This window comes from Pseudomonas sp. GD04015 (assembly GCF_029837675.1).
GTDB classification, from domain to species: Bacteria; Pseudomonadota; Gammaproteobacteria; order Pseudomonadales; family Pseudomonadaceae; genus Aquipseudomonas; species Aquipseudomonas paralcaligenes.
Genome location: NZ_JAOEEE010000014.1, coordinates 19582 through 45533, shown reverse-complemented (window position 1 = coordinate 45533; position 25952 = coordinate 19582). Strand labels below are relative to the sequence as shown.

At 67.2% G+C, this 25952-nt stretch carries 27 protein-coding genes; 11 read left to right on the top strand and 16 right to left on the bottom strand.

The genetic code is table 11. The features are described from left to right. Nucleotides 1–322: 322 nt before the first annotated feature. The 5 genes from N7640_RS13910 to N7640_RS13890 all read right to left on the bottom strand — a co-directional run bounded on the left by N7640_RS13910 (nucleotide 323) and on the right by N7640_RS13890 (nucleotide 4815). The gene (locus N7640_RS13910) at nucleotides 323–2191 is read right to left on the bottom strand and encodes a diguanylate cyclase (protein WP_279904038.1); all 1869 of its coding nucleotides are present in this window, start codon (nucleotides 2189–2191) and stop codon (nucleotides 323–325) included. Nucleotides 2192–2216: 25 nt separating this feature from the next. Beyond that, a complete protein-coding gene (locus tag N7640_RS13905; RefSeq protein ID WP_220815300.1) occupies nucleotides 2217–3062 on the bottom strand; it encodes an endonuclease/exonuclease/phosphatase family protein in 846 nt (281 codons plus the stop codon). A 10-nt stretch (nucleotides 3063–3072) separates the two neighbouring features. Continuing rightward, the gene (locus N7640_RS13900; RefSeq protein ID WP_279904037.1) at nucleotides 3073–3702 is read right to left on the bottom strand and encodes a thiol:disulfide interchange protein DsbA/DsbL; all 630 of its coding nucleotides are present in this window, start codon (nucleotides 3700–3702) and stop codon (nucleotides 3073–3075) included. A 143-nt stretch (nucleotides 3703–3845) separates the two neighbouring features. Beyond that, entirely contained in the window at nucleotides 3846–4469 is a 624-nt protein-coding gene (locus tag N7640_RS13895; protein WP_279904036.1) for a c-type cytochrome, read from the bottom strand. A 46-nt stretch (nucleotides 4470–4515) separates the two neighbouring features. Further along, complete coding sequence (locus N7640_RS13890; RefSeq protein WP_220815303.1) at nucleotides 4516–4815, bottom strand: c-type cytochrome; 300 nt, start codon at nucleotides 4813–4815, stop codon at nucleotides 4516–4518. Between the two features lie 204 nt (nucleotides 4816–5019). On the opposite strand from N7640_RS13890, the gene yihA reads away from it, so the two are divergent. Further along, on the top strand, nucleotides 5020–5658 hold the full coding sequence (gene yihA / locus N7640_RS13885; protein ID WP_279904035.1) for a ribosome biogenesis GTP-binding protein YihA/YsxC: 639 nt from the start codon (nucleotides 5020–5022) through the stop codon (nucleotides 5656–5658). 268 nt (nucleotides 5659–5926) lie between these two features. Here yihA and polA read toward each other — a convergent pair whose 3' ends face one another. After that, the gene (gene polA / locus N7640_RS13880; RefSeq protein WP_279904034.1) at nucleotides 5927–8698 is read right to left on the bottom strand and encodes a DNA polymerase I; all 2772 of its coding nucleotides are present in this window, start codon (nucleotides 8696–8698) and stop codon (nucleotides 5927–5929) included. A 74-nt stretch (nucleotides 8699–8772) separates the two neighbouring features. Here polA and N7640_RS13875 point away from each other — a divergent pair, with 74 nt between their 5' ends. After that, nucleotides 8773–9057, top strand: a complete 285-nt coding sequence (locus N7640_RS13875; protein ID WP_220815306.1) for a DUF2782 domain-containing protein — start codon at nucleotides 8773–8775, stop codon at nucleotides 9055–9057. Between the two features lie 48 nt (nucleotides 9058–9105). Continuing rightward, nucleotides 9106–10056, top strand: a complete 951-nt coding sequence (locus N7640_RS13870) for a homoserine kinase (RefSeq protein ID WP_279904033.1) — start codon at nucleotides 9106–9108, stop codon at nucleotides 10054–10056. Nucleotides 10057–10093: 37 nt separating this feature from the next. Here N7640_RS13870 and N7640_RS13865 read toward each other — a convergent pair whose 3' ends face one another. After that, nucleotides 10094–11002, bottom strand: coding sequence for a zinc ABC transporter substrate-binding protein (locus N7640_RS13865; protein ID WP_279904032.1), 909 nt, complete (start codon nucleotides 11000–11002; stop codon nucleotides 10094–10096). A gap of 64 nt (nucleotides 11003–11066) precedes the next feature. Here N7640_RS13865 and N7640_RS13860 point away from each other — a divergent pair, with 64 nt between their 5' ends. From N7640_RS13860 to N7640_RS13830, 7 genes are all read left to right on the top strand, one after another. After that, nucleotides 11067–11564: a Fur family transcriptional regulator gene (locus N7640_RS13860; RefSeq protein ID WP_279904031.1), complete on the top strand. Its 498-nt coding sequence runs from the start codon at nucleotides 11067–11069 to the stop codon at nucleotides 11562–11564. Continuing rightward, the gene (gene znuC, locus N7640_RS13855; protein WP_279904030.1) at nucleotides 11564–12355 is read left to right on the top strand and encodes a zinc ABC transporter ATP-binding protein ZnuC; all 792 of its coding nucleotides are present in this window, start codon (nucleotides 11564–11566) and stop codon (nucleotides 12353–12355) included. Before N7640_RS13860 ends, znuC begins: the two co-directional genes overlap by 1 nt. Continuing rightward, complete coding sequence (gene znuB, locus N7640_RS13850; protein ID WP_220815311.1) at nucleotides 12355–13143, top strand: zinc ABC transporter permease subunit ZnuB; 789 nt, start codon at nucleotides 12355–12357, stop codon at nucleotides 13141–13143. The genes znuC and znuB overlap by 1 nt, the downstream gene beginning before the upstream one ends. Before the next feature lie 50 nt (nucleotides 13144–13193). Beyond that, nucleotides 13194–14147 carry a hypothetical protein gene (locus N7640_RS13845; RefSeq protein ID WP_279904029.1) on the top strand — a complete coding sequence of 318 codons (954 nt, stop codon included), beginning with the start codon at nucleotides 13194–13196 and terminating at the stop codon, nucleotides 14145–14147. 203 nt (nucleotides 14148–14350) lie between these two features. Beyond that, nucleotides 14351–15358, top strand: a complete 1008-nt coding sequence (locus tag N7640_RS13840; protein ID WP_279904028.1) for a methionine ABC transporter ATP-binding protein — start codon at nucleotides 14351–14353, stop codon at nucleotides 15356–15358. Continuing rightward, nucleotides 15358–16026, top strand: coding sequence for an ABC transporter permease (locus N7640_RS13835; RefSeq protein WP_279904027.1), 669 nt, complete (start codon nucleotides 15358–15360; stop codon nucleotides 16024–16026). Before N7640_RS13840 ends, N7640_RS13835 begins: the two co-directional genes overlap by 1 nt. 68 nt (nucleotides 16027–16094) lie before the next feature. After that, nucleotides 16095–16877: a MetQ/NlpA family ABC transporter substrate-binding protein gene (locus tag N7640_RS13830; protein WP_279904026.1), complete on the top strand. Its 783-nt coding sequence runs from the start codon at nucleotides 16095–16097 to the stop codon at nucleotides 16875–16877. Between the two features lie 224 nt (nucleotides 16878–17101). Here N7640_RS13830 and N7640_RS13825 read toward each other — a convergent pair whose 3' ends face one another. The 5 genes from N7640_RS13825 to N7640_RS13805 form a co-directional block, all read right to left on the bottom strand. After that, on the bottom strand, nucleotides 17102–17737 hold the full coding sequence (locus tag N7640_RS13825) for an SCO family protein (protein WP_220815316.1): 636 nt from the start codon (nucleotides 17735–17737) through the stop codon (nucleotides 17102–17104). Nucleotides 17738–17796: 59 nt separating this feature from the next. Further along, entirely contained in the window at nucleotides 17797–18696 is a 900-nt protein-coding gene (gene cyoE / locus N7640_RS13820) for a heme o synthase (protein ID WP_220815317.1), read from the bottom strand. Nucleotides 18697–18710: 14 nt separating this feature from the next. Further along, nucleotides 18711–19781 (bottom strand): COX15/CtaA family protein, encoded by a 1071-nt coding sequence (locus N7640_RS13815; protein WP_220815318.1) that lies wholly within the window; start codon nucleotides 19779–19781, stop codon nucleotides 18711–18713. 283 nt (nucleotides 19782–20064) lie between these two features. Then, on the bottom strand, nucleotides 20065–20640 hold the full coding sequence (locus N7640_RS13810) for a hypothetical protein (protein WP_262880395.1): 576 nt from the start codon (nucleotides 20638–20640) through the stop codon (nucleotides 20065–20067). Beyond that, on the bottom strand, nucleotides 20615–21370 hold the full coding sequence (locus N7640_RS13805; protein WP_220815320.1) for an SURF1 family protein: 756 nt from the start codon (nucleotides 21368–21370) through the stop codon (nucleotides 20615–20617). Before N7640_RS13805 ends, N7640_RS13810 begins: the two co-directional genes overlap by 26 nt. A gap of 77 nt (nucleotides 21371–21447) precedes the next feature. Here N7640_RS13805 and N7640_RS13800 point away from each other — a divergent pair, with 77 nt between their 5' ends. Beyond that, entirely contained in the window at nucleotides 21448–21651 is a 204-nt protein-coding gene (locus N7640_RS13800) for a twin transmembrane helix small protein (RefSeq protein WP_220815321.1), read from the top strand. Between the two features lie 9 nt (nucleotides 21652–21660). Here the strand turns inward: N7640_RS13800 and N7640_RS13795 are convergent, their stop codons facing one another. The 4 genes from N7640_RS13795 to coxB are packed head-to-tail and all read right to left on the bottom strand — an operon-like array spanning nucleotide 21661 to nucleotide 25875. After that, on the bottom strand, nucleotides 21661–22548 hold the full coding sequence (locus N7640_RS13795) for a cytochrome c oxidase subunit 3 (protein WP_220815322.1): 888 nt from the start codon (nucleotides 22546–22548) through the stop codon (nucleotides 21661–21663). 13 nt (nucleotides 22549–22561) lie between these two features. Further along, entirely contained in the window at nucleotides 22562–23140 is a 579-nt protein-coding gene (locus N7640_RS13790) for a cytochrome c oxidase assembly protein (RefSeq protein WP_220815323.1), read from the bottom strand. A 13-nt stretch (nucleotides 23141–23153) separates the two neighbouring features. After that, on the bottom strand, nucleotides 23154–24746 hold the full coding sequence (gene ctaD, locus N7640_RS13785; protein ID WP_220815324.1) for a cytochrome c oxidase subunit I: 1593 nt from the start codon (nucleotides 24744–24746) through the stop codon (nucleotides 23154–23156). Between the two features lie 4 nt (nucleotides 24747–24750). Continuing rightward, nucleotides 24751–25875, bottom strand: a complete 1125-nt coding sequence (gene coxB / locus N7640_RS13780; RefSeq protein WP_220815325.1) for a cytochrome c oxidase subunit II — start codon at nucleotides 25873–25875, stop codon at nucleotides 24751–24753. Between the last annotated feature and the right edge of the window lie 77 nt (nucleotides 25876–25952).

Below are 25952 nucleotides of genomic sequence, written 5' to 3'. Positions count from 1 at the left end.
CAGTGGCTGTGGCGGATGGAGCGAGGGAGGGCGAGATGAGGCTTCTAACCCGAAAGCTCAGCCAGCACAGAACTCGTTTAGGAATGGATTCCTGGGTAGCCGGAGGCCCGGCTAGGGCTGGTAAAAGAATTTGTCGATCTATGTTGTCCCAAGATCAGGGCTTTATTCGATGTGCCGGTGGCCTTGTGTCAAACTATGTTGTAGAGGCTGGTACCTAAGACGTCGATTTTCCTCAGTGTTTTCAAGGGGGCTTGTGTCAATCTATGTTGTTGCCAACCAGGAAGAGGCGAACCCTGCAACCCCGGACTTCATCCGCAGGCGGCTAGCCTAGTTCGATGCGGTTGCGGCCTTCGCGCTTGGCCTTGTACATAGCCTGGTCGGCGCGGCTGAAGGTCGTTTCGCTGTTGTCCTCGCCGGCGAACGCGGTGAGCCCCGCCGAGAAGGTGATGGTCACGGGTTCACCGCGGAAGTGGAACGGGCAGGCCTCGACGGCTCCACGCAGGGTTTCCAGCAACTGCTGCCCACCCTCCAGCGGGGTGCCGGGGATCAGCAGAACGAATTCCTCACCGCCGAAACGGGCGAGGAAATCGGTCTTGCGCAGGCGCTTGGCAAGCTCGCCGGCGATGATCTTCAGCACCTTGTCGCCGGCCAGGTGGCCATAGCTGTCGTTGATCCGCTTGAAGTGGTCGACGTCCAGCACCGCCAGCAGCAGATCGCCGCCGTACCGGCGCCAGCGTGCCATTTCCAGGTCCAGGCGCTCCGCCCAGCCCGCGCGGTTGGCCAGGCCGGTCAGGGGATCGACGAGGGCCTTCTGCCGCTGTTCCTCCAGATGCTCGCGGAAGCCCTGGGCCTCCTGCTCCATCTCGGCGACCTTCTGCGTCAGCGCCTGCAGGCGCGCCGAGACTTCCTCCTCCCGCCCTTCGCGCTGGTGCTGGTGTTCGCTGACTGTGCTCAGCAGTCCCTCGAGACGCTGCTCAAGGGCACGCTTCAGGCTGGGCAGGTCGATGGCATCCTGCACGCTGGCCTGCAGGCCGCTGACCTGGTCGCGCAGCTCCTGGTTGAAATTGCGAGCGCTCTCCACCGATTCGCTGTAGCCCTCGTGGGCCTCGGTGAGGGTGTCGAGGAAGGCGGCCAGGCGTTCGTTGAGCTGCTTGAGGTAGCCGGCGAACTCGCGCTGCCCGTTGTCGGTGACGGCCAGCACCAGCACTGCCAGATCGTCCAGCAGGGGCACCAGCTCGTACCAGTTGAGCCCGCCTTGCAGGCGCTCGCGCAGGGCCTCGCCCTGGGGCTGGTGATAGTCGGGAAGTTCGAGTTCGGCGAGCAGGCCGAGCAGGCTCTCGGCGATATGCGGCGCCACCGCGCTGTAGCCGGGCTCGGAGCGTTCGGGCAGCTCGTAGGCGGAATCGCCGTCGCCGGTGATGATGCGGGCGTCCAGCGGCAGGCTGTCCAGATTGGGAGCGAGGCGCGGAGGCGTTGGCTGCGGGCCGGTGGCGGCAGACGGTGGCGGAGACCCGGCAGCGCTTTCCCTCACGGTCGCCGGTATGGTCGGTGCATCGGCTTCGGCAGGGGCCGGGGCGGTCGGGATGTCCTGCTCGTCTTCCTCGTCGATATCGATCCGGGGAGCGGGCTGGGATGGCGGCGGGAGAGACGCGTCCTCTGCCGGCATGTCCTCGCGCCCGCCGAAAAGGCGCCGCAGCAGCCCGGGACGTTCCACCGGCTCGCTGCCCAGCACGCTCAGTGCCTTGCCTTGCAGGCTGCCCAGCTCGGCCAGCAGGGCGGGCAGCTCGCGCGGCTGGCTGGCGCGCTCGTCGATGCGCTTGGCGAATTGCCTGAGCGCCTTGCGCACTTCGCGCGGCGGCTCCAGGGCCAGCAGTTGCTGGGTCAGGCCGGTGATGCCGGCGATGTTCTGTTCGACGCGCTGCTGGCGGCGCTGCTCCGAATCCAGCACGGCCTTCTCCAGGCGCGGGATCAGTGCGGCGAGGCCGGCGTCCATCTGCTCGCCGCGGATCAGTTCGCGCAGTTCCTGCATGCACTGGTCCACCGCCTTGTCGCTGCCCTCGGCCGCCAGAGAGCTGCGCACCAGGCCGCGCCGCAGCAGGTCGAGGCGTTCGTTCCAGCGCTTCTCTTCCAGCTCCTGCTGTTCAAGGCTTGCCAGATACTTGTCTTTCCAGCGCTGGGCGTCGTTGGTCATTGGTGGCAATCCAGTGGCAAAGCCACTACAGCATAGGCAGGTTGGAGCCGGTCGGCAGGCGGATATCCACGGCCACCGGCAGATGATCGGAAATCGGCTGGCTGAGCACCTCGACCCGCTCCAGCACCAGCTCTGGACTCAGCAGAATATGGTCCAGGCAACGCTGTGGGCGCCAGCTGGGAAAGGTCGCCTCGATCTGCGGCGCCACCAGGCCGAGATCGCGCAGGGGCGAATGCTGCAGCAGATCGACGGCGTGGGTGTTCATGTCGCCCATCAATACCACGTGGCGGTAATTCCCGATCAGCTCGCGCACATAGGCCAGCTGGCGGGTGCGGGTACGGGCGCCGAGGGACAGGTGCATCATCACCACGGCCAGGGCATCGGCGCCTTCGCCGAAGCGCAGCAGGATGGCGCCGCGGCCGGGAGGGCCGGGCAGGGGATGGTCTTCCAGCTGGTCGGGGCGCAACCGGCTGAGCACGCCGTTGCTGTGCTGGGCCAGGCGCCCGAGGTTGCGATTGAGCTGCTGGTACCAGTAGGGAAACGCGCCCAGTTCGGCGAGGCGCTCGACCTGGTTGACGTAGCTGGAGCGCAGGCTGCCGCCATCCACTTCCTGCAGTGCTACCAGGTCGTAGTCGCCGAGCAGGGCGCCGATGCGCTGCAGGTTGCCGGCCCGGCCGGGGTGCGGCAGCAGGTGCTGCCAGCCGCGGGTCAGGTAGTGGTGATAGCGCTCGGTGCTGATGCCGACCTGGATGTTGAAGCTGAGCAGGCGCAGGCGGCCATCGCCGCAGTGGCCGTTGGATTCCGTGCAGAAGCCGTTGACCTGCGCCTGACGCAGGCCTGCGGAACGCCCGGAACTCCAGCGGCGCAGCATAGGCAGGGACTCAGTTGGCGGAACGCTCTTTCTGGATCAGGAAGTTGGCGACTTCCAGGGCCTGGTTCTCACCGCCGGACGAGGAAATGTCGAAGCGGAACTTGCCGTTGACGATCAGGACCGGCACGCCGGTGATCTGGTACGACATGGCCAGCTTCTTGGCCTTGGCCATCTGACCCTTCACGGCGAACGAGTTGAAGGTGCTCAGGAACTTGCCCTTGTCCACGCCGTGGGCGGCGAGGAACTCGGCCATTTCCTCGGGAGTTGCCAGCTTGCGCTTCTCCTTGTGGATGGCCTCGAACACGGCGTCATGCACTTGCCTTTCGACACCCATGGATTCGAGGGTGATGAACAGCTGGCCGTGCACGTCCCAGATGCCGCCGAACATGGCCGGGACTCTCACGAAGTTGACGTCGCCCGGCAGCTTCTCGACCCAGGGGTTGAGGGTCGGTTCGAACTGATAGCAGTGCGGGCAGCCATACCAGAACAGCTCGACCACTTCGATCTTGCCCGGTTGGGAAACCGGGACCGGGCTGCTCAGCTCGGTGTATTGGCGGCCGGCCTCGATACTGTCGGCCTGGACGCTCAGGCCGAACAAGCTGAGGCTGAAGAGGGCGGCACTGAGAATCAGGTTACGCATGCGGAGCTCCTTGACGATGGGGCCGCGTGATGCGGCGGCTCGATTCGACCGGCGTCACGGCGACGGGTTCCGGCATTGTAGCGGTAGCACCCAAGAAAAAGGGTGGCCATGGCCACCCTTTTGTTTCGGCTTGTCAGCGCTGCTCAGTGCAGACCCTGGATGTAGCTGGACACGGCTTCGATGTCCTTGTTGCTCAGCTTGGCGGCGATGGCGCGCATGATCATGGCATCGCCGTCATTGGTGCGGTTGCCTTCGCGGAAATCGGTCAACTGCTTGGTGACGTACTGGGCATGCTGGCCACCCAGTTTCGGGAAGCTGGCTGCGGCCAGGCCGGCGCCGTCGGGAGAGTGGCAGCCGGTGCAGGCGGGCATGCCTTCTTCCAGCTTGCCGCCGCGGAACAGTTCCTGGCCACGCTGGACCAGAGTGGGGTCGGCGGCGCCCACGCTCATGTTCTGGCTGGCGAAATAGGCGGCGATATCGGCCAGGTCCTGCTCGCTGAGCGGGTCCAGCATGCCGGTCATTTCCAGCACGACGCGTTTGCCGCCCTTGATGTCATGCATCTGCTTCAGCAGGTAGCGTTCGCCCTGGCCGGCCAGCTTGGGGAAGTTGGGTGCGGGGCTGTTGCCGTCGGCGCCGTGGCAGGCGCCGCAGACTGCGGTCTTGGCTTGGCCGGCCTCGGCATCGCCGACGATTTTCCCAGCGTCGGCGGCGTGTGCTGCCACGGAGACACCCAGGCTCAACAGGAGACTCACGAGTACTTTGTTCATCAGCTAATCCAATAACGGCTAGAGGTAATAAGGTTTTCTTACGGGACTACTCGCTCATCACCTTGATGACGGCCTGGTAGTCCTCGGCACTGCAATCCATGCACAGGCCACCGCGTGGCATGGCATTCAAACCCTTGGTGACGCTCAGTACCATCGCGTCCATGCCCTTGGCCATTCTCGGCTCCCAGGCGGCCTTGTCGCCACGCTTGGGTGCCATCGGCAGCTGTCCATTGTGGCAGGCCGAACAGGCCTTGGCATAAACCGCTTCGGGATCCTGTACCGCATTGGCATTCGCAGCCGCCGACAACCACAACAACGCTGCGCCGGCGATCAGCATTTTCTCCATTGGCCAGACCTCATCAGGGATGGGAACGGCCTGCGTCTGGTCGCGCAGCGTTTATGTCTCGCTCCCGGCGGAAGGACAAAGCGCACACAAAATCTGCGGCATTATATACTGGAGTCGCTGAAACGGAAGCGACACCATGCCGCGCCCCCGGGCTCTCCCGGCCGCTGGCGAGCACTTCCGCTACCCCGCCCATACGGACTCCCCATGTCATCCAAGAACCCCATTCTCGGCCTGTGCCAGCAGTCAACTTTCCTGATCAGCGCCGCCAAGGTCGACCAGTGCCCGGACGACAGCGGCCTGGAAGTGGCCTTCGCCGGACGCTCCAACGCCGGCAAGTCGAGCGCGCTGAATACCCTGACCCACGCCAGCCTGGCGCGCACCTCGAAGACGCCGGGTCGCACCCAACTGCTCAACTTCTTCCGCCTGGACGACGAGCGCCGCCTGGTCGACCTGCCGGGCTACGGCTACGCCAAGGTGCCGATTCCGCTCAAGCAGCACTGGCAGAAGCATCTGGAGGCCTACCTGGGCAGCCGCGAGAGCCTGTGCGGGCTGGTGCTGCTGATGGACATCCGCCATCCGCTGACCGAGTTCGACCGCATGATGCTGGACTGGTCCAAGGCCAGCGGCATGCCGCTGCACATCCTGCTGACCAAGGCCGACAAGCTGACCTTCGGCGCTGCCAAGAACGCCCTGCTCAAGGTGCGCCAGGAGATCCGCAAGGAGTGGGGCGACGATGTGGCCAGCATCCAGCTGTTCTCCGCGCCCAAGCGCATGGGCGTCGAGGAGGCGCAGCTGGTGCTGGCGCAGTGGCTGGGGCTGCTGGAAGACGACGAGGCCGAGTGAGTTCGGGGCTGAATCGCAGGCAAAAAAAACCCCGGGCTTCGTATGGGGAGGGAGAAGTCCGGGGTTCAATTCTGAACCGCTAGGGCGGGGTTCAGAGATCTGCCAACACTAAAACACAGCTAGGAGCATCGAAGGGCTTGCGTGCCATTCGTGTTCTCTGACCGGCCACTTTGACGGTTAGTTCAGTTTTTTTTAAATCGCGTTGTCATAAGCAAATAACCAGAAGGCATAAAATCGCATAAACGATGCGACCTTATGCCGCAGCGTTTCAATGCGCCTCGTCCCAGTTGTCGCCCACGCCCGCTTCCACCACCAGGGGCACTGCCAGTTCGGCGGCACCACTCATCAGCGGCAGCAGGCCGGCCTTCAGCGCCTCGACCTGATCCTCGCGCACTTCCAGCACCAGTTCGTCGTGCACCTGCAGGATGACTTTCGCGTCCAGCCCGGATTCCGGCAGCCAACGGTCCACGGCCACCATGGCGCGCTTCATGATGTCCGCCGCGGTGCCCTGCATGGGCGCGTTGATCGCGGTGCGCTCGGCGCCCTTGCGCAGCGCCGGGTTCTTCGCGTGGATGTCCGGCAGGTACAGGCGGCGGCCGAACAGGGTCTCGACGAAGCCCTGCTGGCTGGCCTGCTCGCGGGTGCGCTCCATGTAGGCAAGCACGCCGGGGTAACGGGCGAAGTAGCGGTCGATGTAGGCCTGCGCCTGCTTGCGGTCGACGCCGATCTGCTTGGCCAGGCCGAAGGCGCTCATGCCGTAGATCAGGCCGAAGTTGATCGCTTTGGCGCTGCGGCGCTGGTCGGCGGTGACCTGCTCCAGCTCGACGCCGAACACCTCCGCCGCGGTCGCCCTGTGCACGTCGCGGTCGTGGCGGAAGGCGTCCAGCAGGCCCTCGTCCCTGGCCAGGTGGGCCATGATGCGCAGCTCGATCTGCGAGTAGTCGGCCGACATCAGCTTGTAGCCGGCGGGTGCGACGAAGGCCTGGCGGATGCGTCGCCCCTCGGCGGTGCGGATCGGGATGTTCTGCAGGTTCGGGTCGGTGGAGGAGAGCCGCCCGGTGGCCGCCACCGCCTGGTGGTAACTGGTATGGATGCGCCCGGTGCGCGGGTTGATCTGCTCCGGCAGGCGGTCGGTGTAGGTGCTCTTGAGCTTGCTCAGCGTGCGGTACTGCAGGATCACCTTGGGCAGGGCGTAGTCCTGCTCGGCCAGTTCGGCCAGCACGTTTTCGGCGGTGGACGGCTGGCCGGTGGCGGTCTTGCTCAATACCGGCAGGCCGAGTTTCTCGTAGAGGATGGCGCCGAGCTGCTTGGGCGAGCCCAGGTTGAATTCCTGCTCGGCGATGGCGTACGCCTCACGTTCCAGGGCGATCATCTTCTCGCCCAGCTCCAGGCTCTGCTGGCCGAGCAGCTTGGCGTCGACCAGCGCGCCGTTGCGCTCAATGCGCGCGAGCACCGGCACCAGCGGCATCTCGATGTCCTTGAGCACCTTGACCAGCGCCGGGGTGGCCGAGAGCTTGGCCCACAGGGCCTGGTGCAGGCGCAGGGTGACGTCGGCGTCCTCGGCGGCGTAGGGGCCGGCCTGTTCGAGGGCGATCTGGTCGAAGGTCAGCTGCTTGGCACCCTTGCCGGCGATGTCCTCGAAGCGGATGGTGCTGTGCTCCAGGTACTTGAGCGCCAGGCTGTCCATGTCGTGGCGGGTGGCGGTCGAGTCCAGCACGTAGGATTCGAGCATGGTGTCGAAGGCCAGGCCCTGCATGTCGATGGGCGTGGTGGCGTTGGCCAGCACGTTCATGTCGTACTTGGCGTGCTGCCCCACCTTGGCCTTGGCCGGGTCCTCGAGGATCGGCTTGAGCGCGCGCAGAACGGCGTCGCGGTCGAGCTGCTCGGGCACGCCCATGTAGGAGTGGGCCAGCGGCACGTAGGCCGCCTCGCCGGCGGTGACCGCGAAGGACACGCCGACCACCTGGGCCTGCTGGGCGTCGAGGCTGGTGGTTTCGGTGTCGAAGGCGATCAGCTCGGCCTGTTCCAGCTTCTTCAACCAGGCGTCGAACTGCGCCTGTTCCAGCACCGTCTCGTAGCGGGAGGCCACCTCCGGCTCCTCGCTCAGCGGACCCTCGTCGAACAGGCCGCCGCTGATCGGTGGCGCCGGCGGGTTCTTGGCCTTCTCGCGCATCAGCTCGTCCTGCCAGCTCTTGAACTCCAGCTCGGTATAGAGCCGCAGCAGGGCCTCGCGGTCCGGCTCGCCGGGGTAGAGGTCCTCGACCCGGACGTCCAGCTCGACGTCGGTCTTGATCGTGGCCAGCAGGTAGGACAGGAACGCCATCTCGCGGTGTTCCTCGAGCTTGGCCGGCAGCGTCTTGGCGCCGCGGATGGGCAGCTCGGGCACCTTGTCCAGGTTGGCGTAGAGCACCTCCAGGCCGCCACCGACGCCCACCAGCAGGCCCAGCGCGGTCTTCTCGCCGACGCCCGGCACGCCGGGGATGTTGTCCACCTTGTCGCCCATCAGGGCCAGGTAGTCGATGATCAGCTCGGGGCCGACGCCGAACTTGGCCTTCACGCCCTCGATGTCGTACACGCTGCCGGTCATGGTGTTGACCAGGGTGACGTGCGGGCACACCAGCTGGGCCATGTCCTTGTCGCCGGTGGAGATCACCACGTCGCGCCCGAGCGCCGCGCACTGGCGGGCGAGGGTGCCGATCACGTCGTCGGCCTCCACCCCGTCCACGCACAGCAGCGGGTAGCCCAGGGCCCGTACGCTGGCGTGCAGCGGTTCGACCTGGCCGCGCAGGTCTTCCGGCATCGGCGGGCGGTTGGCCTTGTACTCGGCGAAGATCTCGTCGCGGAAGGTGCCGCCCTTGGCGTCGAACACCACCGCGAAAGGGCTGTCCGGATACTGCTTGCGCAGGCTCTTGAGCATGTTCAGCACCCCCTTCACCGCGCCGGTCTGCTGCCCCTTGGAGGTGGCCAGCGGGGGCAGGGCGTGGAAGGCGCGGTACAGGTAGGAGGAACCGTCGACCAGGACCAAGGGGGCGTTAGACATGCGAGGGATCAACCTTTTCCATGGGGCCGGCGCTAGAATGGACCGACCATTGACGAGAAAAGGACAAGGTTATCATGCGCGCATTCAACCGCCTGATGCTGGCCGCCGTGCTGGCCGCGAGCCCGCTGGTGGCGATGGCCGAGGACGCGGTCACCGGCGATCCGGACGTCACCATCCGCCAGGACGGCGACAAGACCATCACCGAATACCGGCAGAACGGCTTCCTCTACGCCATCAAGGTCACGCCTAAGAACGGCAAGCCGTACTTCCTGGTGCGTGCCGACGGCAGCGAGGGTAACTTCGTCCGTTCCGACCAGCCGGACATGCTCATTCCCGCCTGGGAAATCTTCAAGTGGTAACCCGCGTGGCGGCCCCGGCCGCCGCGCCCGCACTACGGACCTCCCGCCATGTCGGTCTTCACGCCTCTCGAACGCCATGAACTGGAAGTCTTCCTGGAGCCCTACGGCCTCGGCCGCCTGAAGGACTTCCAGGGCATCGCCGCGGGCACCGAGAACAGCAACTTCTTCGTCAGCCTGGAGGGTGGCGAATTCGTCCTGACCCTGGTCGAGCGTGGCCCGCGGGCGGACATGCCGTTCTTCGTCGCCCTGCTCGAACGCCTGCACCGGGCCGGCCTGCCGGTGCCCTACGCGGTGCCGACCGCGGGCGGCGAGGCACTGCGCGAACTGGCCGGGAAGCCGGCCATCCTGCAGCCGCGCCTGGCCGGCCGCCACGTCGCCTCGCCCAATGCCCACCATTGCGCGGAGATCGGCGGCTGGCTGGCGCGTCTGCACGTGGCGACTCGCGATGACATCCTCGAACGGCGCAGCGACCGGGGCCTGGACTGGATGCTCGAAGAGGGCACGGTGCTGGCCCTGGAGCTGCACGATGAGCAGCTGCCGCTGCTGCGCGACAGCCTCAATGAAGTGGCCGAGCTGAAGGCGGACATCCTCGCCCTGCCGCGTGCCAACCTGCACGCCGACCTGTTCCGCGACAACGCCCTGTTCGACGGCAGCCATCTGGCCGGCGTGATCGACTTCTACAACGCCTGCTCGGGGCCGATGCTCTACGACCTGGCGATCACCCTCAACGACTGGTGCTCCGGCGCCGACGACGAGCTGGACCCGGCGCTGGCCCGCGCCCTGCTGGGCGCCTATGCCGCGCTGCGCCCGTTCACCCGCGCCGAGGCCGAGCTGTGGCCGGCGATGCTGCGGGTCGCCTGCCTGCGCTTCTGGTTGTCCCGGCTGATCGCTGCGCGCCGCTTCCAGGACCGCGACGTGCTGGTCAAGGACCCCGCCGAGTTCCAGCGCCGCCTGGCCCGCCGCCAGCGGGTGGCATTGCCGCTGCCCTTCGCCCTGTAGCGCGGGGCCGCCTAGGCCACGCGCACCGGCGTGCGCCCTACAGCCCTTCCAGGCAGCCGGCGAGCTGGCCAGCCAGTTCGCCCAGCAGCTGTTCGTAGCTCTTCGCGCCGGCGCCCAGGGCGTCCAGTTCCGCCAGCTTCACCGGCAGGCCGGCGGACAGGGTGTCGGCCAGGCGCGGGCGCAGCGGCGGTTCGCTGAACACGCAGGATGGGCCGGCCGCCGCCAGGCGCTCGCGCATCGCCGCCACGTGGCGGGCGCCCGGCTGGACCTCACTGGCGGCGGTGAACACCCCGGCGTGCCGCAGGCCGTAGGCGGCCTCGAAGTAGTCGAACGCCTGATGGAAGACGAAGAAGGGTTTTTCGGCCAGCGGCGCCAGACGGGCTTTCAGCTCGCCGTCCAGGGCGTCCAGGCGCTGTTCGAAGGCGGCCAGGTTGGCCTGGTAGCGCGCGGCATTGGCCGGGTCGGCGGCGGCCAGGTCGGCGGCCATCTTCGCGGCGATCACCCGGGCGTTGGCGGGCAGCAGCCAGAGGTGCGCGTCCAGGCTGCCGGGCCGGTGATCGTGGTCGTGCTCGTCGGCATCGTGGTGGTGATGCTCGTCTTCATCGCTTGCCTCCTCGCCGAAGTGGCGCAGGGTCAGCCCCGGCAGGGACTGTACGGCCACGCTGGGGCGCTCGCGGCCATCCAGCACGCGCGGCAGGAAGCTCTCCATGTCCGGGCCGATCCAGTACAGCAGGTCGGCGGACTGCACGCGGCGCACGTCTGAAGGGCGCAGGGCGAAGTGGTGCGGCGAGGCGCCGGGCGGCAGCAGCACCTCGGGCCGGCCGGTCTCGCCCTGCACGGCGGCGGCGATCAGTTGCAGCGGCTTGATACTGGTGAGGACCCGCACTTCGGCCTGGGCGGCCAGGCTGAGCAGGAACAGGGCGATAACGGCGAACGGGCGCGACACGACGGCAAGACTCTGAGGCAAAAGAGTAATAGAATAACGTCTCTTCACCCGGACGTCCCTCGTCATGTTCAAGCCGCTGACCGACAACACGCCGCTGGCCTGCCTGCCACACGATCATTCCCGCTGCGTGGCCGACGCCCTCGCCGAGGCCGAGACGCTGTGCGCCCGTCAGGGCACGCGCCTGACCGCGCTGCGCAAGCGCGTGCTGGAGCTGGTGTGGGCCAGCCACAAGCCGCTCGGGGCCTACGACATCCTCGGCGTGCTGAGCGACGAGGACGGCCGCCGCGCCGCGCCGCCGACCGTCTACCGCGCCCTCGACTTCCTGCTGGAGAACGGGCTGGTGCACCGCATCGCCTCGCTCAACGCCTTCATCGGCTGCGTCCACCCGGGCGAGCTGCACCAGGGCCAGTTCCTCATCTGCCGTACCTGCCACACGGCCATCGAGCTGGAGCAGCCTGCCATCAGCGCGGCCATCGTCGCCGGCGCCAGCCAGGTGGGTTTCGCCGTGGAGAGCCAGACCGTCGAAGTGGTCGGCCTCTGCGCCGGTTGCCAGGGCGCGTGATGAGCGATGCGCTGATCCGCCTCGACGGCGTGGGCGTCGGCTTCGCCGGCCAGTCGGTGCTGCAGGACGTGCAGCTGACCGTGCGCCCCGGCGAGATCGTCACCCTGATCGGCCCCAACGGCGCCGGCAAGACCACCCTGGTGCGCACCGTGCTCGGCCTGCTCCGGCCGGATCGCGGCAGCGTGCAGCGCAAGCCGCGCCTGCGCGTCGGCTACATGCCGCAGAAGTTGCACGTGGACCCGACCCTGCCGCTGTCGGTGCTGCGCTTCCTGCGCCTGGTGCCGGGCGTCGATCGTGCCGCGGCCATCGCGGCGCTGGACGAGGTGGGCGCCGGGCAGGTGCTCGACAGCCCGCTGCAGAGCATTTCCGGCGGCGAGCTGCAGCGCGTGCTGCTGGCCCGCGCCCTGCTGCGCCAGCCGGAACTGCTGGTGCTCGACGAGCCGGTCCAGGGCGTCGACGTGGCCGGCCAGGCGGAGCTGTACCGCCTGATCACCCGCCTGCGCGACCGCTACGGCTGCGGCGTGCTGATGGTCTCCCACGACCTGCACCTGGTGATGAGCACCACCGACCAGGTGGTCTGCCTCAACCGCCACGTGTGCTGCTCGGGACATCCGGAACAGGTCAGCAACGACCCGGTGTTCTTCGAGATGTTCGGCCAGGACGCCAAGAGCCTGGCCGTCTACCACCACCATCATGACCACAGCCACGACCTGCATGGCGAGGTGGTCGAAGGCGCCGGCCTGACCATCCACGGTCCGGCCCATGTGCACGGTCCCGGATGCAAGCACTGATGCCCGATTTCCTGCTCAACGCGCTGCTCGCCGGCCTGGCCCTTGCCCTGGTGGCCGGCCCGCTCGGTTCCTTCGTGGTGTGGCGGCGCATGGCCTATTTCGGCGACACCCTGTCCCACGCCGCCCTGCTCGGCGTGGCCCTGGGCTTCCTGCTCGATCTCAGCCCGACCCTGGCGGTGACCGCCGGCTGCCTGCTGCTGGCCGTGCTGCTGGTGACCCTGCAGCAGCGCCAGGCGCTGGCCTCGGACACCCTGCTGGGCATCCTGGCGCCGACCACCCTGTCGCTGGGCCTGGTGGTCCTCAGTTTCATGGACGAGGTGCGCATCGACCTGATGGGCTACCTGTTCGGCGACCTGCTGGCGGTGAGCGCCAACGACCTGGCGTGGATTCTCGGCGGCTGCGCCCTGGTCCTGGCCCTGCTGCTGCCGCTGTGGCGCCGCCTGCTGGCGATCACCGTGCACGAGGAGCTGGCGCGGGTCGAGGGCCTGCCGGTGGCCGGCCTGCGCCTGGCGCTGATGCTGCTGATCGCCGTGGTCATCGCGGTGGCCATGAAGATCGTCGGCGTGCTGCTGATCACCTCGCTGCTGATCATCCCGGCGGCCGCCGCCCAGCGCCACGCGCGCACCCCGGAACAGATGGCGATCGGCGCCAGCTTCCTGGGCATGCTCGCGGTAGCCGCGGGCTTGAGCCTTTCCTGGTTCCAGGACACGCCCGCCGGCCCCTCCATCGTGGTCTGCGCCGCCGCGATTTTCCTGATTGGCTTTGCTCTGCCCCGCCAGGCCCGGTAGCATTGAGCGTTTTTTGCTCAGATCAAAACCAAGCGGAACCCATGGGTCACATGATGAACAACAGAGCGTATCGCTATATCGCCGCGCTCGGCCTCGGCTTGCTGTTGGGCGAAGCCCATGCCGAATACTGGACGGTGGACGAGCTGGTGAAGGAGTTCAATCAGGTCTCCGCGCAGATATCCCAGGGCGACCTGCAGGCCGCGGAAGCCAAGCTGGAAGCCCTGCGCCAGCGGGCCCCCGGCAACGACGTGCGCCTGGGCCAGTACCAGCGCGAACTGGCGAATGCCTACCTGCAACGCAGCCGCCAGCAATTGCAGGCCGGCGATACTGCGGCTGCCAGCGCCACCCTGGCCAAGGGCGAGCGCCACCTGGGCGCGGCCTCGCCGGCCCTGAAACAGCAGTACAGCCAGGCCGCCTCCGTGGCGAGCCCGGCCCCCCAGGTTGCGGCCAAGGCGCCGCCGGCCCAGCCGAAGGCCAGCGAGTCGGCGGACGCCGAGGCGCGCCGCCAGGAAACCGAACGCCGCCTGCGCGAAGCCGAGGCCGCCCTCGCCAGGAAGGAAGCCGAGCGGGTCCGTCAGCAGCAACTGGCGGAAGAGAAGGCCGCCGCCGAGCGCGAGGCGCGCGCCCAGCAGGCCGCCGCCAAGCGACCGGAGCCCGTGGCTCCGCCGCCGCCAGTAGTCGCGGCCAAGATCGCCGAGCCGGTGGCGCCGCGCGCCCAACTGATCGACCCCGCCGCGCCCAGCAGCACCGTGCCGTTGCCGATGCTCGATGCCGGTGACCGCGAGGCGCTGCGCGACCTGCTCGACCGGGTCGCCGCCGACGTGGTGGCCTTCGGCTGCGCGGTGAGCCTGGAGGTGCGCGAGGCCAAGGACTATCCCTTCGTCGCCGCGCTGCTCTCGGCACGGATCAAGAAGCTCGACCCGGGCTTCGCGCCGCGCCTGTCGCCGGTGTACAAGCCCGACCAGGAGCCGCGCCTGGTGCTCAGCCCGCAGCGCAACGGCTGAGGCAATGGAAGCGCCGCATGGCGGGTCGCATCCGCCCCGCGGCTTATGCCTTTATGAAGGAAAGCCAGGCCAACAAAGACTAAGAGCGCATAAACAAAACGGCTAGAATGCGCGGCTTTCGGCTAACCGCCTAGGCTAGAGGGGAGTCGTTGCACCTCACCGGATCGCGACCAGCATTCCCACGTACCCACAAGGTTCGCTCAGTGATCGAGTTCCACCACGTCCAGAAGACCTATCGGGTCTCCGGGCGGGACGTACCCGCCCTGCAGTCCACCGACCTGCGCATCGAGCAGGGCCAGGTGTTCGGCCTGATCGGCCATTCCGGCGCCGGCAAGAGCACCCTGCTGCGCCTGATCAACCGCCTGGAGGAACCCTCCGGCGGGCGCATCGTGATCGACGGCGAGGACATCACCGCCCTCGACGCCGACGGCCTGCGCCGCTTCCGCCGCCAGGTCGGGATGATCTTCCAGCACTTCAACCTACTGTCGTCCAAGACCGTGGCGGCCAACGTGGCCATGCCGCTGGAACTGGCCGGCGAACTGGGCCGCGCGGAAATCCGCCAGCGCGTGGACGAGCTGCTGGCCCGGGTCGGCCTCAGCGGCCATGCCGACAAGTACCCCGCCCAGCTTTCCGGCGGCCAGAAGCAGCGGGTCGGCATCGCCCGCGCCCTGGCCACCCGGCCGAAGATCCTGCTGTGCGACGAGGCCACCAGCGCACTGGACCCGCAGACCACCGCCCAGGTGCTGCAGCTGCTGGCCGAGATCAACCGCGAGCTGGGCCTGACCATCGTGCTGATCACCCACGAGATGGATGTGATCCGCCGGGTCTGCGACCAGGTGGCGGTGATGGATGACGGCCGCATCGTCGAGCAGGGCCCGGTGGCCCGGGTGTTCCTCCACCCGCAGCACGGCACCACCCGCCGCTTCGTGCTGGAGGACGAGCACATCGACGAGAGCGAGCAGCGCGACGACTTCGCCAACGTCAGCGGCCGCATCCTGCGCCTGACCTTCCAGGGCGAGGCCACCTACGCGCCGCTGCTCGGCACCGTGGCCCGCGAGACGGGCGTCGACTACAGCATCCTCGCCGGGCGCATCGACCGCATCAAGGACGCCCCCTACGGCCAGCTCACCCTGGCCCTGACCGGCGGCGACGTGGAGAGCGCCATCGGCCGCTTCCGGGCCGCCGAGGTGCATCTGGAGGTACTGCGCTGATGTTCGAGCAACTGCTGCCCAACGTCGATTGGCAGGAAATCGGCTACGCCAGCCTCGACACCCTCAACATGCTCGGTGGCGCCACCCTGTTCACCGTGTTGCTCGGCCTGCCGCTGGGCGTGCTGCTGTTCCTCACCGGCCCGCGCCAGATGTTCGAGCAGCGCGCGCTGTACGCCGTTCTGTCGCTGGTGGTGAACATCCTGCGCTCGGTGCCGTTCGTGATCCTGCTGATCCTGATGATCCCGCTGACCGTGCTGATCACCGGCACCTCGCTGGGCGTGGCCGGCGCCATCCCGCCGCTGGTGGTGGGGGCCACGCCGTTCTTCGCGCGCCTGGTGGAGACCGCCCTGCGCGAGGTGGACCGCGGCATCATCGAGGCGACCCAGGCGATGGGCGCCAGCACCCTGCAGATCATCTTCCGCGCGCTGCTGCCGGAGGCCCTGCCGGGACTGATCGCGGCCACCACCGTCACCGCCATCACCCTGGTCTCCTATACCGCCATGAGCGGACTGATCGGCGGCGGCGGCCTCGGCGACCTGGCCGTGCGCTACGGCTACCAGCGCTACCAGCCGGATGTGATGGCGGTGACCGTCATCCTGCTGCTGGTGCTGGTGCAGGTGCTGCAGATGGTCGGCGACAGGCTGGTCATCCATTTCTCACGCAAGTAAATCCACCTAGAACAGCGGGCGACCGGCCACCCGCCGGACCCCGCGCCACGTCCCACAAGGAGTTGAACATGAAGAAACTGCTGACTGCCCTGGCCGCCGCCGCGGCCCTCACTTCCGCCGCCGCCCAGGCCGCCGACTCGATCAGCGTCGCCGCCACCGCCGTGCCTCACGCGGAGCTTCTCGAATTCGTCAAGCCGGCCCTGGCCAAGGAAGGCGTCGACCTCAAGATCAAGGTCTTCACCGACTACGTGCAGCCCAACGTGCAGGTCGCCGAAGGCCGCCTGGACGCCAACTTCTTCCAGCACCAGCCGTACCTGGACGAGTTCAACGCCTCGCGTGGCACCCAGCTGGTGAGCATCGCCGGCGTGCACGTCGAGCCCTTCGGCGCCTACTCCAGCAAGATCAAGAAGCTCGACGAGCTGAGCGAAGGCGCCCAGGTGGTGATCCCCAACGACGCCACCAACGGCGGTCGCGCCCTGCTGCTGCTGCAGAAGGCCGGCGTGATCAAGCTGAAGGAAGGCGCCGGTATCACCGCCACGGTCAAGGACATCGCCGAGAATCCGAAGTCCATCAAGGTGCGTGAGCTGGAAGCGGCCACCCTGCCGCGCGTGCTGGGTCAGGTCGACCTGGCTCTGATCAACACCAACTACGCCCTGGAAGCCGGCCTCAACCCGACCAAGGACGCCCTGGTGATCGAAGGCGCCGACTCGCCGTACGTCAACATCCTGGTGACCACCGCCGCGAAGAAGGACAGCCCCGCTCTGCAGAAACTGGCAGCGGCCCTGCACACCCCGGAAGTGAAGAAATTCATCGAGGACAAGTACAAGGGCGCCGTGGTGCCGGCGTTCTGATCGCCTGCCAGCTGCTGGTTCTCGTGTAGGGAGCGCGGGGCCTCCAGGCTGTGCGCACCGGGGCCATGTATGGGCTTGCTGGTGCGCACGGCGCACCCTACATGCCGTGCCCGTACGAGGACGTAGCCAACAAAAAGCCCGCTCTTGAGCGGGCTTTTTCGTTTCGGCTTCCCGTAGGGCGGGTGCAACCCGCGCCACCGGGGATCACGCGGGTTGCACCCGCCCTACCTTGATCCGAGCAGCCCCGGCAGCTGGGCGGCCAGCTTGTCGACGTTCACCGGTGCGCGGATGAAGCCGCGCTGGCTGCCGTCCGGGCCGATGATCACCAGGTTGCCGCTGTGGTCGACGGTGTAGTTTTCCTTGCTGGTGTCGGCCGGGATGAACGGAATGCTCACCGCGCTGGCCAGCTTCTGGATGTCCTCCTGGCTGCCGGTCAGGCCCTGGAAGCCCGGGTCGAAGTAGGCGAGGTACTTCTTCAGCTGTTCGGGGGTGTCGCGGTGCGGGTCCACCGTCACCAGCACCACGCGCAGGCGTTCCTTGGCCTCGGCCGGCAGCATGCCCTGCAGCTGGCGCATCTGCGCCAGGGTGGCCGGGCAGATGTCCGGGCAGAAGGTGTAGCCGAAGAACAGCAGGCTCCATTTGCCCTCGAGCTGGTTCGCCGTCACCGCCTGGCCTTCCTGGTTGGTCAGGGTCAGGTCCGGCAGGCTGCGGCTCTGTGGCAGCAGGACGATGCCGGCGTCGAGCAGCGCCACCTTGTCGGTGCCGTCGCCCTTGCTGTTGAGCACCTTGTTGACGGTGAGGCCCACCACCAGGGCGACGACGGCGGCGAGGACGAGGACAGTCTTCTGGGTACGGCTCATGGAATCTCTCTTCGGTTCGGCGGGCAGTGTGGCGTGCCCGCCGGTATCGCGCGGGCCGCTCAGAGGTTGAGCAACAGGTAGTGGTCCGCCAGCAGGGCGATGAACAGCAGGAACAGGTACCAGATACTGTACTTGAAGGTGTTGATCGCGGCGTGCGGCCGGCTGTCACGGTACAGCACCCAGGCCCAGAACATGAAGCGCCCGCCGAGCACCAGCGCGGCCGCGAGGTAGAGCGGCCCGCTCATGTGGATGGCGTAGGGCAGCAGGGTCACGGCGAACATCACGGCGGTGTACAGCAGGATGTGCACCTTGGTGTAGTGCTCGCCGTGGGTCACCGGCAGCATGGGGATGTCGGCTTTCGCGTACTCCTCCTTGCGGTGGATGGCCAGGGCCCAGAAGTGCGGCGGCGTCCAGGCGAAGATGATCAGCACCAGCAGCAGCGGCTCGGCGCTGAGATGGCCGGTGGTGGCGACCCAGCCGAGCAGCGGCGGCGCGGCGCCGGCCAGGCCGCCGATCACGATGTTCTGCGGCGTGGCGCGCTTGAGGAAGCCGGTGTAGAGCACTGCGTAGCCGAGCAGCGAGGCCAGGGTCAGCCAGGCGGTCAGCTCGTTGGTGAAGGCCAGCAGCAGGCCCTGCCCGACCACGGCCAGGAGCAGGGCGAAGCCCAGCGCCGCCGGCACCGAGACGCGCCCGGCGGTGACCGGGCGCTTGTGGGTGCGCGCCATGATCGAGTCGATGCGTCGGTCGACCACGTGGTTCACCGCCGCCGCGGCGCCGGCGCACAGGCCGATGCCGAGGTTGCCGAACACCAGCACGGTCCACGGCACGCCGGCGCGGGTGGCGAGGAACATGCCGACCAGCGAGGTGATCAGCATCAACAGGACCACCCTGGGCTTGGTCAGCTCCAGGTAGTCGCGCCAGGTGGCGTGTTCGGAGTGGGCTCGCAGCACTGTAGCCATGGCGTTTCTCCTTTCTAGTTATGCTGGGGAAGCGGTTGGGCGGCATCCCGCCTTGGCCGTGAAGGCCGGGCCATCGCGGCCAAGGCCGCTCCCGCAGGGGCACGCAGTCGGTAGTTGATCAGCACCAGCACCAGCAGCAGCGCGGCGCCGCCGCCGTTGTGCGCCACCGCCACGGCCAGCGGCAGGTGCAGCAGCACGTTGCTCACGCCGAGGCTGACCTGTACGGCCAGGGCCAGCAGCAGCAGGCCGGCCAGGCGGCCGAGGCCGGCGGCGCGCAGGCGCCAGGCCAGCAGCAGGAGGATCAGGCTGAGCGCCACCGCGCCGAGGCGGTGGGTCATGTGGATGGCGGTGCGGGCGTCGCTGTCGAGCTGGCCGCCCAGGTAGTTGGGGCCGATGTGCTGGGTCAGGTGGAAGCCGTTGGCGAAGTCCATCGCCGGCCACCATTCGCCGTGACAGGTCGGCAGGTCGACGCAGGCGACCGCCGCGTAGTTGGAGCTGACCCAGCCGCCCAGGGCGATCTGCCCGACGGCCAGGCACAGCGCCGCGATGGCGAGCAGGCGCAGGCGCGCCGATACGTTTGCCAGCACCGGCAGCCGGCCGGACAGGCGCAGGGTCAGCAGGAACAGCAGCGCCAGGGTGGTGAAGCCGCCGAGCAGGTGCGCGGTGACCACCTGGGGCCACAGCTGCAGGGTCACCGTCCACATGCCGAAGGCGGCCTGGGCGACCACCACGCCGAGCAGCAGCAGGGGCAGCTTCAGCGGCCTGCCGGGTTCGTCGCGGCGGCGCAGCGCCTGCACGGCGAGGCCGAGGATGACCAGGCCGAGGGTGCCGGCGAAGTAGCGGTGGACCATCTCGTTCCAGCCCTTTTCCACCTCCACCGGCGCCTCGGGGAAGCGCGCCTCGGCCAGGGCCTGCTTGTGCTCGCTCATCGGCACGCCGAGGAAGCCGTAGCAGCCCGGCCAGTCCGGGCAGCCGAGCCCGGCGTGGGTCAGGCGGGTGTAGGCGCCGAGCAGTACCACCACCACCGTCAGCAGGGTGGCGAACAGGGCCAGGCGGTAGCCGGGCAGGGTCTTGCGTTCACTCATCCGGGGCCTCTCTTGTTCTTATAGGGGGTACCAGCATCTGCTCATGATCCTGCGAGCCAGGGACGCTGAAAAAGTCCTCTTCACTCCCGCGCAAGCGGGAGCCGAGATGTCGCGGGGCTTCTGGACTCCCGCTTGCGCGGGAATGACGACCCTGTCAGTACCGTCTCTGGAGCCAGGCAAGGCGGAGGCGGGCGAAGCAACGCAGCTCAGGAGCGGTAAATGGGCATGCCGAGCCCGCTTCCAACGCGGGCTGGCCGACGCGCAGCCGATCATGGGCAGGCTCTCAGCCGATCTGCGACAGCTTCAGCAGCAGCCGCAGATCGTTGAGGATGTCCTTGCCCTTGCTGGTGGCGTCGTAGCGCAGCACCAGGTTGCCCTTGGGATCGACGATCCACAGCAGGGCGCCCTGGCCGGCCGGCACCGCCTTGTCGTAGCGCAGGTTGTCGAGGTGGTAGCGGCCCAGCTGGGGGTATTCGCGCCTGAGTTGCTCGTCGTAGTCGGCGGCCAGCGGCCGGCTCACCGCCAGTCCGTGGACGGCACGGGTGGCGTCGCGGTTGAGGCCGATGTGGATCTGCCGGGCGGCGTAGACCAGTTGGCGGCAGTCCTCGGCGCAGTCGCCGGGGGCGGTGACCAGCAGTTGCCAGCGTTCCTCGCTCGCGCCCTGTACGCCGATGTCGGCGATCTGGGTGCCATCGCCGACCAGGGCGCCGTGATAGTTGCGTCCTTCCGGCACCCAGAAGCGCCACTGGTACATGGCGGTGGCCAGGATCATCGGGCCGACCGCCACCAGCAGCAGCAGGATCAGCTGCAGGCGCCCGCGCGCCCTGGGCGCTTCAGGAGTGGAAAGGGCCGGATTCATGGCTGGGCTCATGCTGTTTCTCCCGCGCGGTCTGGCGCGCTGTGTGGATGCCGAGATAGAGGTAGAGGCCGACCAGGGCGACGGCCATGGCGAACCATTGCACGGCGTAGCCGGTGTGTTTTTCCGGGGCCATGGCCACCAGTGGCCATTCGGCCTGGTAGGCGGCCGGGCCGGGTTCGAGGCGCACTTCGTAGGCCATGCCGCCGCGCCCGAGCTGGCGCCACAGGCGTTCCGGCTCGACGGCCGTGACCAGGCGCGGCCAGTCGCCGCCGGCCGGGTCATCCTGCAGCTGGAAGGTCTTGCCGACCGGCACGTAGACCCGCGCCACCAGGTCCAGCGGCTGCTCGGGGGTGTCGAAGCGCGGCGGCGTGCGCCGGTCCGGCCAGGGCAGCCAGCCGCGGTTGACCAGCAGCCAGAGGCCGGAGGCCTGGTCGTAGAAGGGTTGCAGCAGCTCGACGCCGACCTGGCCGCCGCGCTGGCGGTTGTCCAGCAGCAGGCTATGGCGTTCGTCGAACTGGCCGTGCAGGCGGATGCGCAGGTGGGAGAGGTCGGCGCGCGGTTCGAGGTCGGTGACGCCCATGGGTTCGGCGTGCTCGCGGGCGGCGAAGTCGGCGAGCAGCAGGCGCTTCTCCCCGGCGCGGGCGAGTTGCCAGAAGCCCAGGCCGACCAGCAGCGGCAACAGCAGCGCGACCACGATGCTGGGCAGCAGCCCCGGACGGAAACCGATCATGCCCCTGTGCCCGGGGCCGGAATGCGGCTGGCTATACTGGAACTGCACACCGTCTTCCCCCATTTCCGGAGTCACGCATGCTCAAGGCCGCGATCATCCTCCTGCTGCTGGCCACCCTGGCCAGCCTGTTCAGTGGCCTGTTCTTCCTGGTCAGGGACGAGGGCCGCGGCTCGCGCCTGGTCAACGCCCTGACGCTCCGCGTGATCCTCGCCTCCGTCACCCTGGCGCTCATCGCCTGGGGCTTCTACAGCGGCCAACTGGTCTCCCACGTTACCTGGTAGCGACTGGCTTCAAAGCACGTAGACGAAGATGAACAGGCCGATCCAGACCACGTCGACGAAGTGCCAGTACCAGCTGGCGGCCTCGAAGCCGAAGTGTTTCTCCGAGTCGAAGTGGCCCTTCATGATGCGCACCAGCATCACCGTCAGGATCAGCGCGCCCATGGTCACGTGCGCGCCGTGGAAGCCGGTGAGCATGAAGAAGGTCGCGCCGTAGATGCCCGAGCCGAGGGTCAGGCCCAGTTCGGTGTAGGCCTCGTAGTATTCGTAGGCCTGCAGCACGACGAAGACCACGCCGAGCAGCACGGTCAGCGCCAGCCACATCTTCAGCGGGCCGCGCTTGTCCTTCTTCAGGGCGTGGTGGGCGAAGGTGACGGTGAAGCTGGAGGTGATCAGCAAGATGGTGTTGATCAGCGGCAGGTGCCACGGGCTGATCACTTCGGTCGGCCCCGGGAACAGCTTGGGATCGGGGTTGTTCAGCAGCGGCCAGGTGTATTCGAAGTTCGGCCACAGCATGTTGGTGACGCCCTTGTCGCCTTCGCCGCCGAGCCAGGGGCCGGCCCACATGCGGATGTAGAACAGCGCGCCGAAGAAGGCGGCGAAGAACATCACTTCGGAGAAGATGAACCAGCTCATGCCCCAGCGGAACGAGCGGTCCATCTGCGCGCTGTAGAGGCCGCCGCGGCTTTCCTTGACGACGTTGCCGAACCAGCCGAACAGCATGTAGGCGAGGATCAGGCCGCCGACGAAGAAGATCAGCGGGCCGTTGGATTCCGCGCGGTCGGCCTTGAGGTCGTTGAACCAGCTGCCGATACCGTAGACGGTGGTGAGCATGCCGATGGTGGCGATGATCGGCCACTTGCTCTGGGCGGGAACGTAGTAGTTCTCGTGACTCGACATTTTCTTGTTCTCCTTATGGAGCCGCCCCGGCAGGGGCTGTCTGGGCAAGAGTCGCCTGCGCGACGGGTGGTTTGCGCGCAGTGATATCGAACAGGGTGTAGGCCAGGGTCAGGTGCCTCACGTCCTTCGGCAGATCCCGGTCGACGATGAAGCGCACCGGCATCTCGATGCGCTCGCCCGGCTGCAGCACCTGCTGGGTGAAACAGAAGCACTCGGTCTTGTGGAAGAAGGCGGCGGCCTTCGACGGCGCCACGCTGGGAATGGCCTGGGCGGTCATCGGCCTGCTGGTGGGGTTGTGGGCGATGAACACCATCTCGTTGCTCGAGCCGGCCGACACCGTCAGTTCGTCCGTGGTCGGATGGAATTCCCAGGACATGCCGGCGGCGTTGGTGGCGAGGAACTGCACCCGTACCTGGCGCTGCTCGTCCACCGACTGCTCGCCCTGGTAGGCCCCGGCGGTCTTGCCGTTGATGCCGAAGGCCTGGCACATCACGTCGTAGATCGGCACCAGGGCGAAGCCGAAGGCGAACATGCAGGCCACCACCAGCAGCAGGCGAGTGACCAGGCGACGGTTGTCCAGGGCTTCGCTCACGACCGCGCGCCTCCTACTTCACTTCCGGCGGCGTGCTGAAGGTGTGGTAGGGCGCCGGCGAGGGCACGCTCCACTCCAGCCCGTCGGCGCCGTCCCAGGGCTTGGCCGGGGCGGGTTTGCCGCCACGGATGCACTTGATGACGATGAACAGGAAGAGGAACTGGGTGGCGCCGAAGGTGAAGGCGCCGATCGACGAGATCATGTTGAAGTCGGCGAACTGCAGGTTGTAGTCCGGAATCCGCCGCGGCATGCCGGCCAGGCCGACGAAGTGCATCGGGAAGAACGCCAGGTTCATGCCGATGAAGCTCATCCAGAAGTGCAGCTTGGCCAGGGTCTCGTCGTACATGTGGCCGGTCCACTTGGGCAGCCAGTAATAGGCCGAGGCGAAGATGCCGAAGATCGCGCCCGGCACCAGCACGTAGTGGAAGTGCGCCACCACGAAGTAGGTGTCGTGGTACTGGAAGTCCGCCGGGGCGATGGCCAGCATCAGCCCGGAGAAGCCGCCGATGGTGAACAGGATGACGAAGGCGACGGCGAACAGCATCGGCGCCTCGAAGGTCATCGAACCGCGCCACATGGTGCTCACCCAGTTGAACACTTTCACCCCGGTGGGCACGGCGATCAGCATGGTGGCGTACATGAAGAACAGTTCGCCGGTCAGCGGGATGCCGACGGTGAACATGTGGTGGGCCCAGACGATGAACGAGAGGAAGGCGATGGCGCCGGTGGCGTAGACCATCGAGGTGTAGCCGAACAGCGGCTTGCGGGCGAAGGCGGGGATGATCGAGCTGACGGCGCCGAACGCCGGCAGGATCATGATGTACACCTCGGGGTGACCGAAGAACCAGAACACGTGCTGGAACAGCACCGGGTCGCCGCCGCCGGCCGCGCTGAAGAAGCTGGTGCCGAAGTGAATGTCCATCAGCATCATGGTCACCACCCCGGCCAGTACTGGCATCACCGCGATCAGCAGGAAGGCGGTTATCAGCCAGGTCCAGACGAACAGCGGCATCTTCATCAGGGTCATGCCGGGGGCGCGCAGGTTGAGGATGGTGGCGATCACGTTGATCGCGCCCATGATCGAGCTGATGCCCATCAGGTGGATGGCGAAGATGAAGAAGGTCACCGACTCCGGCGCGTAGGTGGTTGATAGCGGCGCGTAGAAGGTCCAGCCGAAGTTCGGCCCGCCGCCCTCCATGAACAGGGTCGACACCAGCAGGCCGAAGGCCGCCGGCAGCAGCCAGAAGCTGAAGTTGTTCATCCTCGGCAGAGCCATGTCGGGCGCCCCGACCATCAGCGGGATCATCCAGTTGGCCAGGCCGACGAAGGCCGGCATCACCGCGCCGAACACCATGATCAGGCCGTGCATGGTGGTCATCTGGTTGAAGAAGGCCGGCTCGACGATCTGCAGGCCGGGCTGGAACAGCTCGGCGCGGATGACCATGGCCATGGACCCGCCCAGCAGGAACATGGCGAAGCTGAACCACAGGTACATGCTGCCGATGTCCTTGTGGTTGGTGGTCAGCACCCAGCGCATCAGCCCCTTGGCCGGGCCGTGGTGATGGTCATGTCCGGCATGACCGTTGTGATCGATCACTGCACTCATGTCCTTACTCCTGAGCCTGTTTGAACGCGAGGATGTCCTTCGGCGTAACCATGTCGTTCACGGCGTTGCCCCAGGCGTTGCGCTCGTAGGTGATGATGGCGGCGAGGTCGACTTCCGACAGCTGCTTGCCGAACGCGGCCATGGCGGTGCCCGGCTTGCCCTCGACCACGATGTGGATGTGGTCCTGGACCGGGCCGGTGGCGATCTTCGAGCCCTTCAGCGCCGGGAACATGGGCGGCAGGCCCTCGCCGTTGGCCTGGTGGCAGGAGGCGCAGTTGGTCTGGTAGGCCTTCTCGCCACGGGCCATCAGCTCCTCGCGGGTCCATTCCTTGCTGGTCAGCTCCTTGAGCTTGGCGGCCTCTTCCTTGCGGGTGGCCAGCCACGCGGCGAAGTCTTCCTTGCTCTTGGCCTCGACCACCACGGGCATGAAGCCGTGGTCCTTGCCGCACAGCTCGGTGCACTGGCCACGGTAGATGCCGGGCTCTTCGATGCGCGTCCAGGATTCGTTGATGAAGCCGGGGATGGCGTCCTTCTTCACCGCCAGGGCCGGTACCCACCAGGAGTGGATCACGTCGGCGGCGGTGATCAGGAAGCGCACCTTGGTGCCCACCGGCACCACCAGCGGCTCGTCGACCTCCAGCAGGTAGTGCTCGTCCTTGTTCGCCCGGTTGTAGATCTGGTCGGACGGGGTGGCCAGGTTGCTGAAGAACTCCACGTCCTGGCCCAGGTACTTGTAGTGCCACTTCCACTGGTAGCCGGTGACCTGGATGTCCAGCTCGGACTCGGACGTGTCGTAGATGTCGATCAGGGTCTTGGTGGCGGGCACGGCCATGACCACCAGGATGACGAGGGGCACGATGGTCCAGAGGATTTCTACCGTCGTGCTCTCGTGGAAGTGCGCGGGTTGCTGGCCGGTGGAGCGGCGGTGGATCAGCATCGACCAGAACATCACGCCGAATACCACCACGCCGATCACGACGCAGATCCAGAAGATGATCATGTGCAGATCGAAGACTGAACGGCTGACCTCGGTGACACCCGGCAGCATGTTCACTGCCCACTCGGCGTGCGCCGAGCCAAATGTCAACCACAGCAGGAGGCCCATCCAGACTCGTGGATGTCGCATCATTGCGGGTTCCCCTCGTTGTTCTTGTTATCCCGCCGGCTAAGCCTGCGGCTAAGGGATCGACTGCCGATACTGCTGGC

Bases quoted from the DNA above. Each gene is read 5' to 3' on its own strand.
- N7640_RS13910 (WP_279904038.1), bottom strand. From the start codon at position 2,191: ATGACCAACGACGCCCAGCGCTGGAAAGACAAGTATCTGGCAAGCCTT.
- N7640_RS13905 (WP_220815300.1), bottom strand. From the start codon at position 3,062: ATGCTGCGCCGCTGGAGTTCCGGGCGTTCCGCAGGCCTGCGTCAGGCG.
- N7640_RS13900 (WP_279904037.1), bottom strand. From the start codon at position 3,702: ATGCGTAACCTGATTCTCAGTGCCGCCCTCTTCAGCCTCAGCTTGTTC.
- N7640_RS13895 (WP_279904036.1), bottom strand. From the start codon at position 4,469: ATGAACAAAGTACTCGTGAGTCTCCTGTTGAGCCTGGGTGTCTCCGTG.
- N7640_RS13890 (WP_220815303.1), bottom strand. From the start codon at position 4,815: ATGGAGAAAATGCTGATCGCCGGCGCAGCGTTGTTGTGGTTGTCGGCG.
- yihA (WP_279904035.1), top strand. From the start codon at position 5,020: ATGTCATCCAAGAACCCCATTCTCGGCCTGTGCCAGCAGTCAACTTTC.
- polA (WP_279904034.1), bottom strand. From the start codon at position 8,698: ATGTCTAACGCCCCCTTGGTCCTGGTCGACGGTTCCTCCTACCTGTAC.
- N7640_RS13875 (WP_220815306.1), top strand. From the start codon at position 8,773: ATGCGCGCATTCAACCGCCTGATGCTGGCCGCCGTGCTGGCCGCGAGC.
- N7640_RS13870 (WP_279904033.1), top strand. From the start codon at position 9,106: ATGTCGGTCTTCACGCCTCTCGAACGCCATGAACTGGAAGTCTTCCTG.
- N7640_RS13860 (WP_279904031.1), top strand. From the start codon at position 11,067: ATGTTCAAGCCGCTGACCGACAACACGCCGCTGGCCTGCCTGCCACAC.
- znuC (WP_279904030.1), top strand. From the start codon at position 11,564: ATGAGCGATGCGCTGATCCGCCTCGACGGCGTGGGCGTCGGCTTCGCC.
- znuB (WP_220815311.1), top strand. From the start codon at position 12,355: ATGCCCGATTTCCTGCTCAACGCGCTGCTCGCCGGCCTGGCCCTTGCC.
- N7640_RS13845 (WP_279904029.1), top strand. From the start codon at position 13,194: ATGATGAACAACAGAGCGTATCGCTATATCGCCGCGCTCGGCCTCGGC.
- N7640_RS13835 (WP_279904027.1), top strand. From the start codon at position 15,358: ATGTTCGAGCAACTGCTGCCCAACGTCGATTGGCAGGAAATCGGCTAC.
- N7640_RS13830 (WP_279904026.1), top strand. From the start codon at position 16,095: ATGAAGAAACTGCTGACTGCCCTGGCCGCCGCCGCGGCCCTCACTTCC.
- N7640_RS13825 (WP_220815316.1), bottom strand. From the start codon at position 17,737: ATGAGCCGTACCCAGAAGACTGTCCTCGTCCTCGCCGCCGTCGTCGCC.
- cyoE (WP_220815317.1), bottom strand. From the start codon at position 18,696: ATGGCTACAGTGCTGCGAGCCCACTCCGAACACGCCACCTGGCGCGAC.
- N7640_RS13815 (WP_220815318.1), bottom strand. From the start codon at position 19,781: ATGAGTGAACGCAAGACCCTGCCCGGCTACCGCCTGGCCCTGTTCGCC.
- N7640_RS13810 (WP_262880395.1), bottom strand. From the start codon at position 20,640: ATGAATCCGGCCCTTTCCACTCCTGAAGCGCCCAGGGCGCGCGGGCGC.
- N7640_RS13805 (WP_220815320.1), bottom strand. From the start codon at position 21,370: ATGATCGGTTTCCGTCCGGGGCTGCTGCCCAGCATCGTGGTCGCGCTG.
- N7640_RS13800 (WP_220815321.1), top strand. From the start codon at position 21,448: ATGCTCAAGGCCGCGATCATCCTCCTGCTGCTGGCCACCCTGGCCAGC.
- N7640_RS13795 (WP_220815322.1), bottom strand. From the start codon at position 22,548: ATGTCGAGTCACGAGAACTACTACGTTCCCGCCCAGAGCAAGTGGCCG.
- ctaD (WP_220815324.1), bottom strand. From the start codon at position 24,746: ATGAGTGCAGTGATCGATCACAACGGTCATGCCGGACATGACCATCAC.
- coxB (WP_220815325.1), bottom strand. From the start codon at position 25,875: ATGATGCGACATCCACGAGTCTGGATGGGCCTCCTGCTGTGGTTGACA.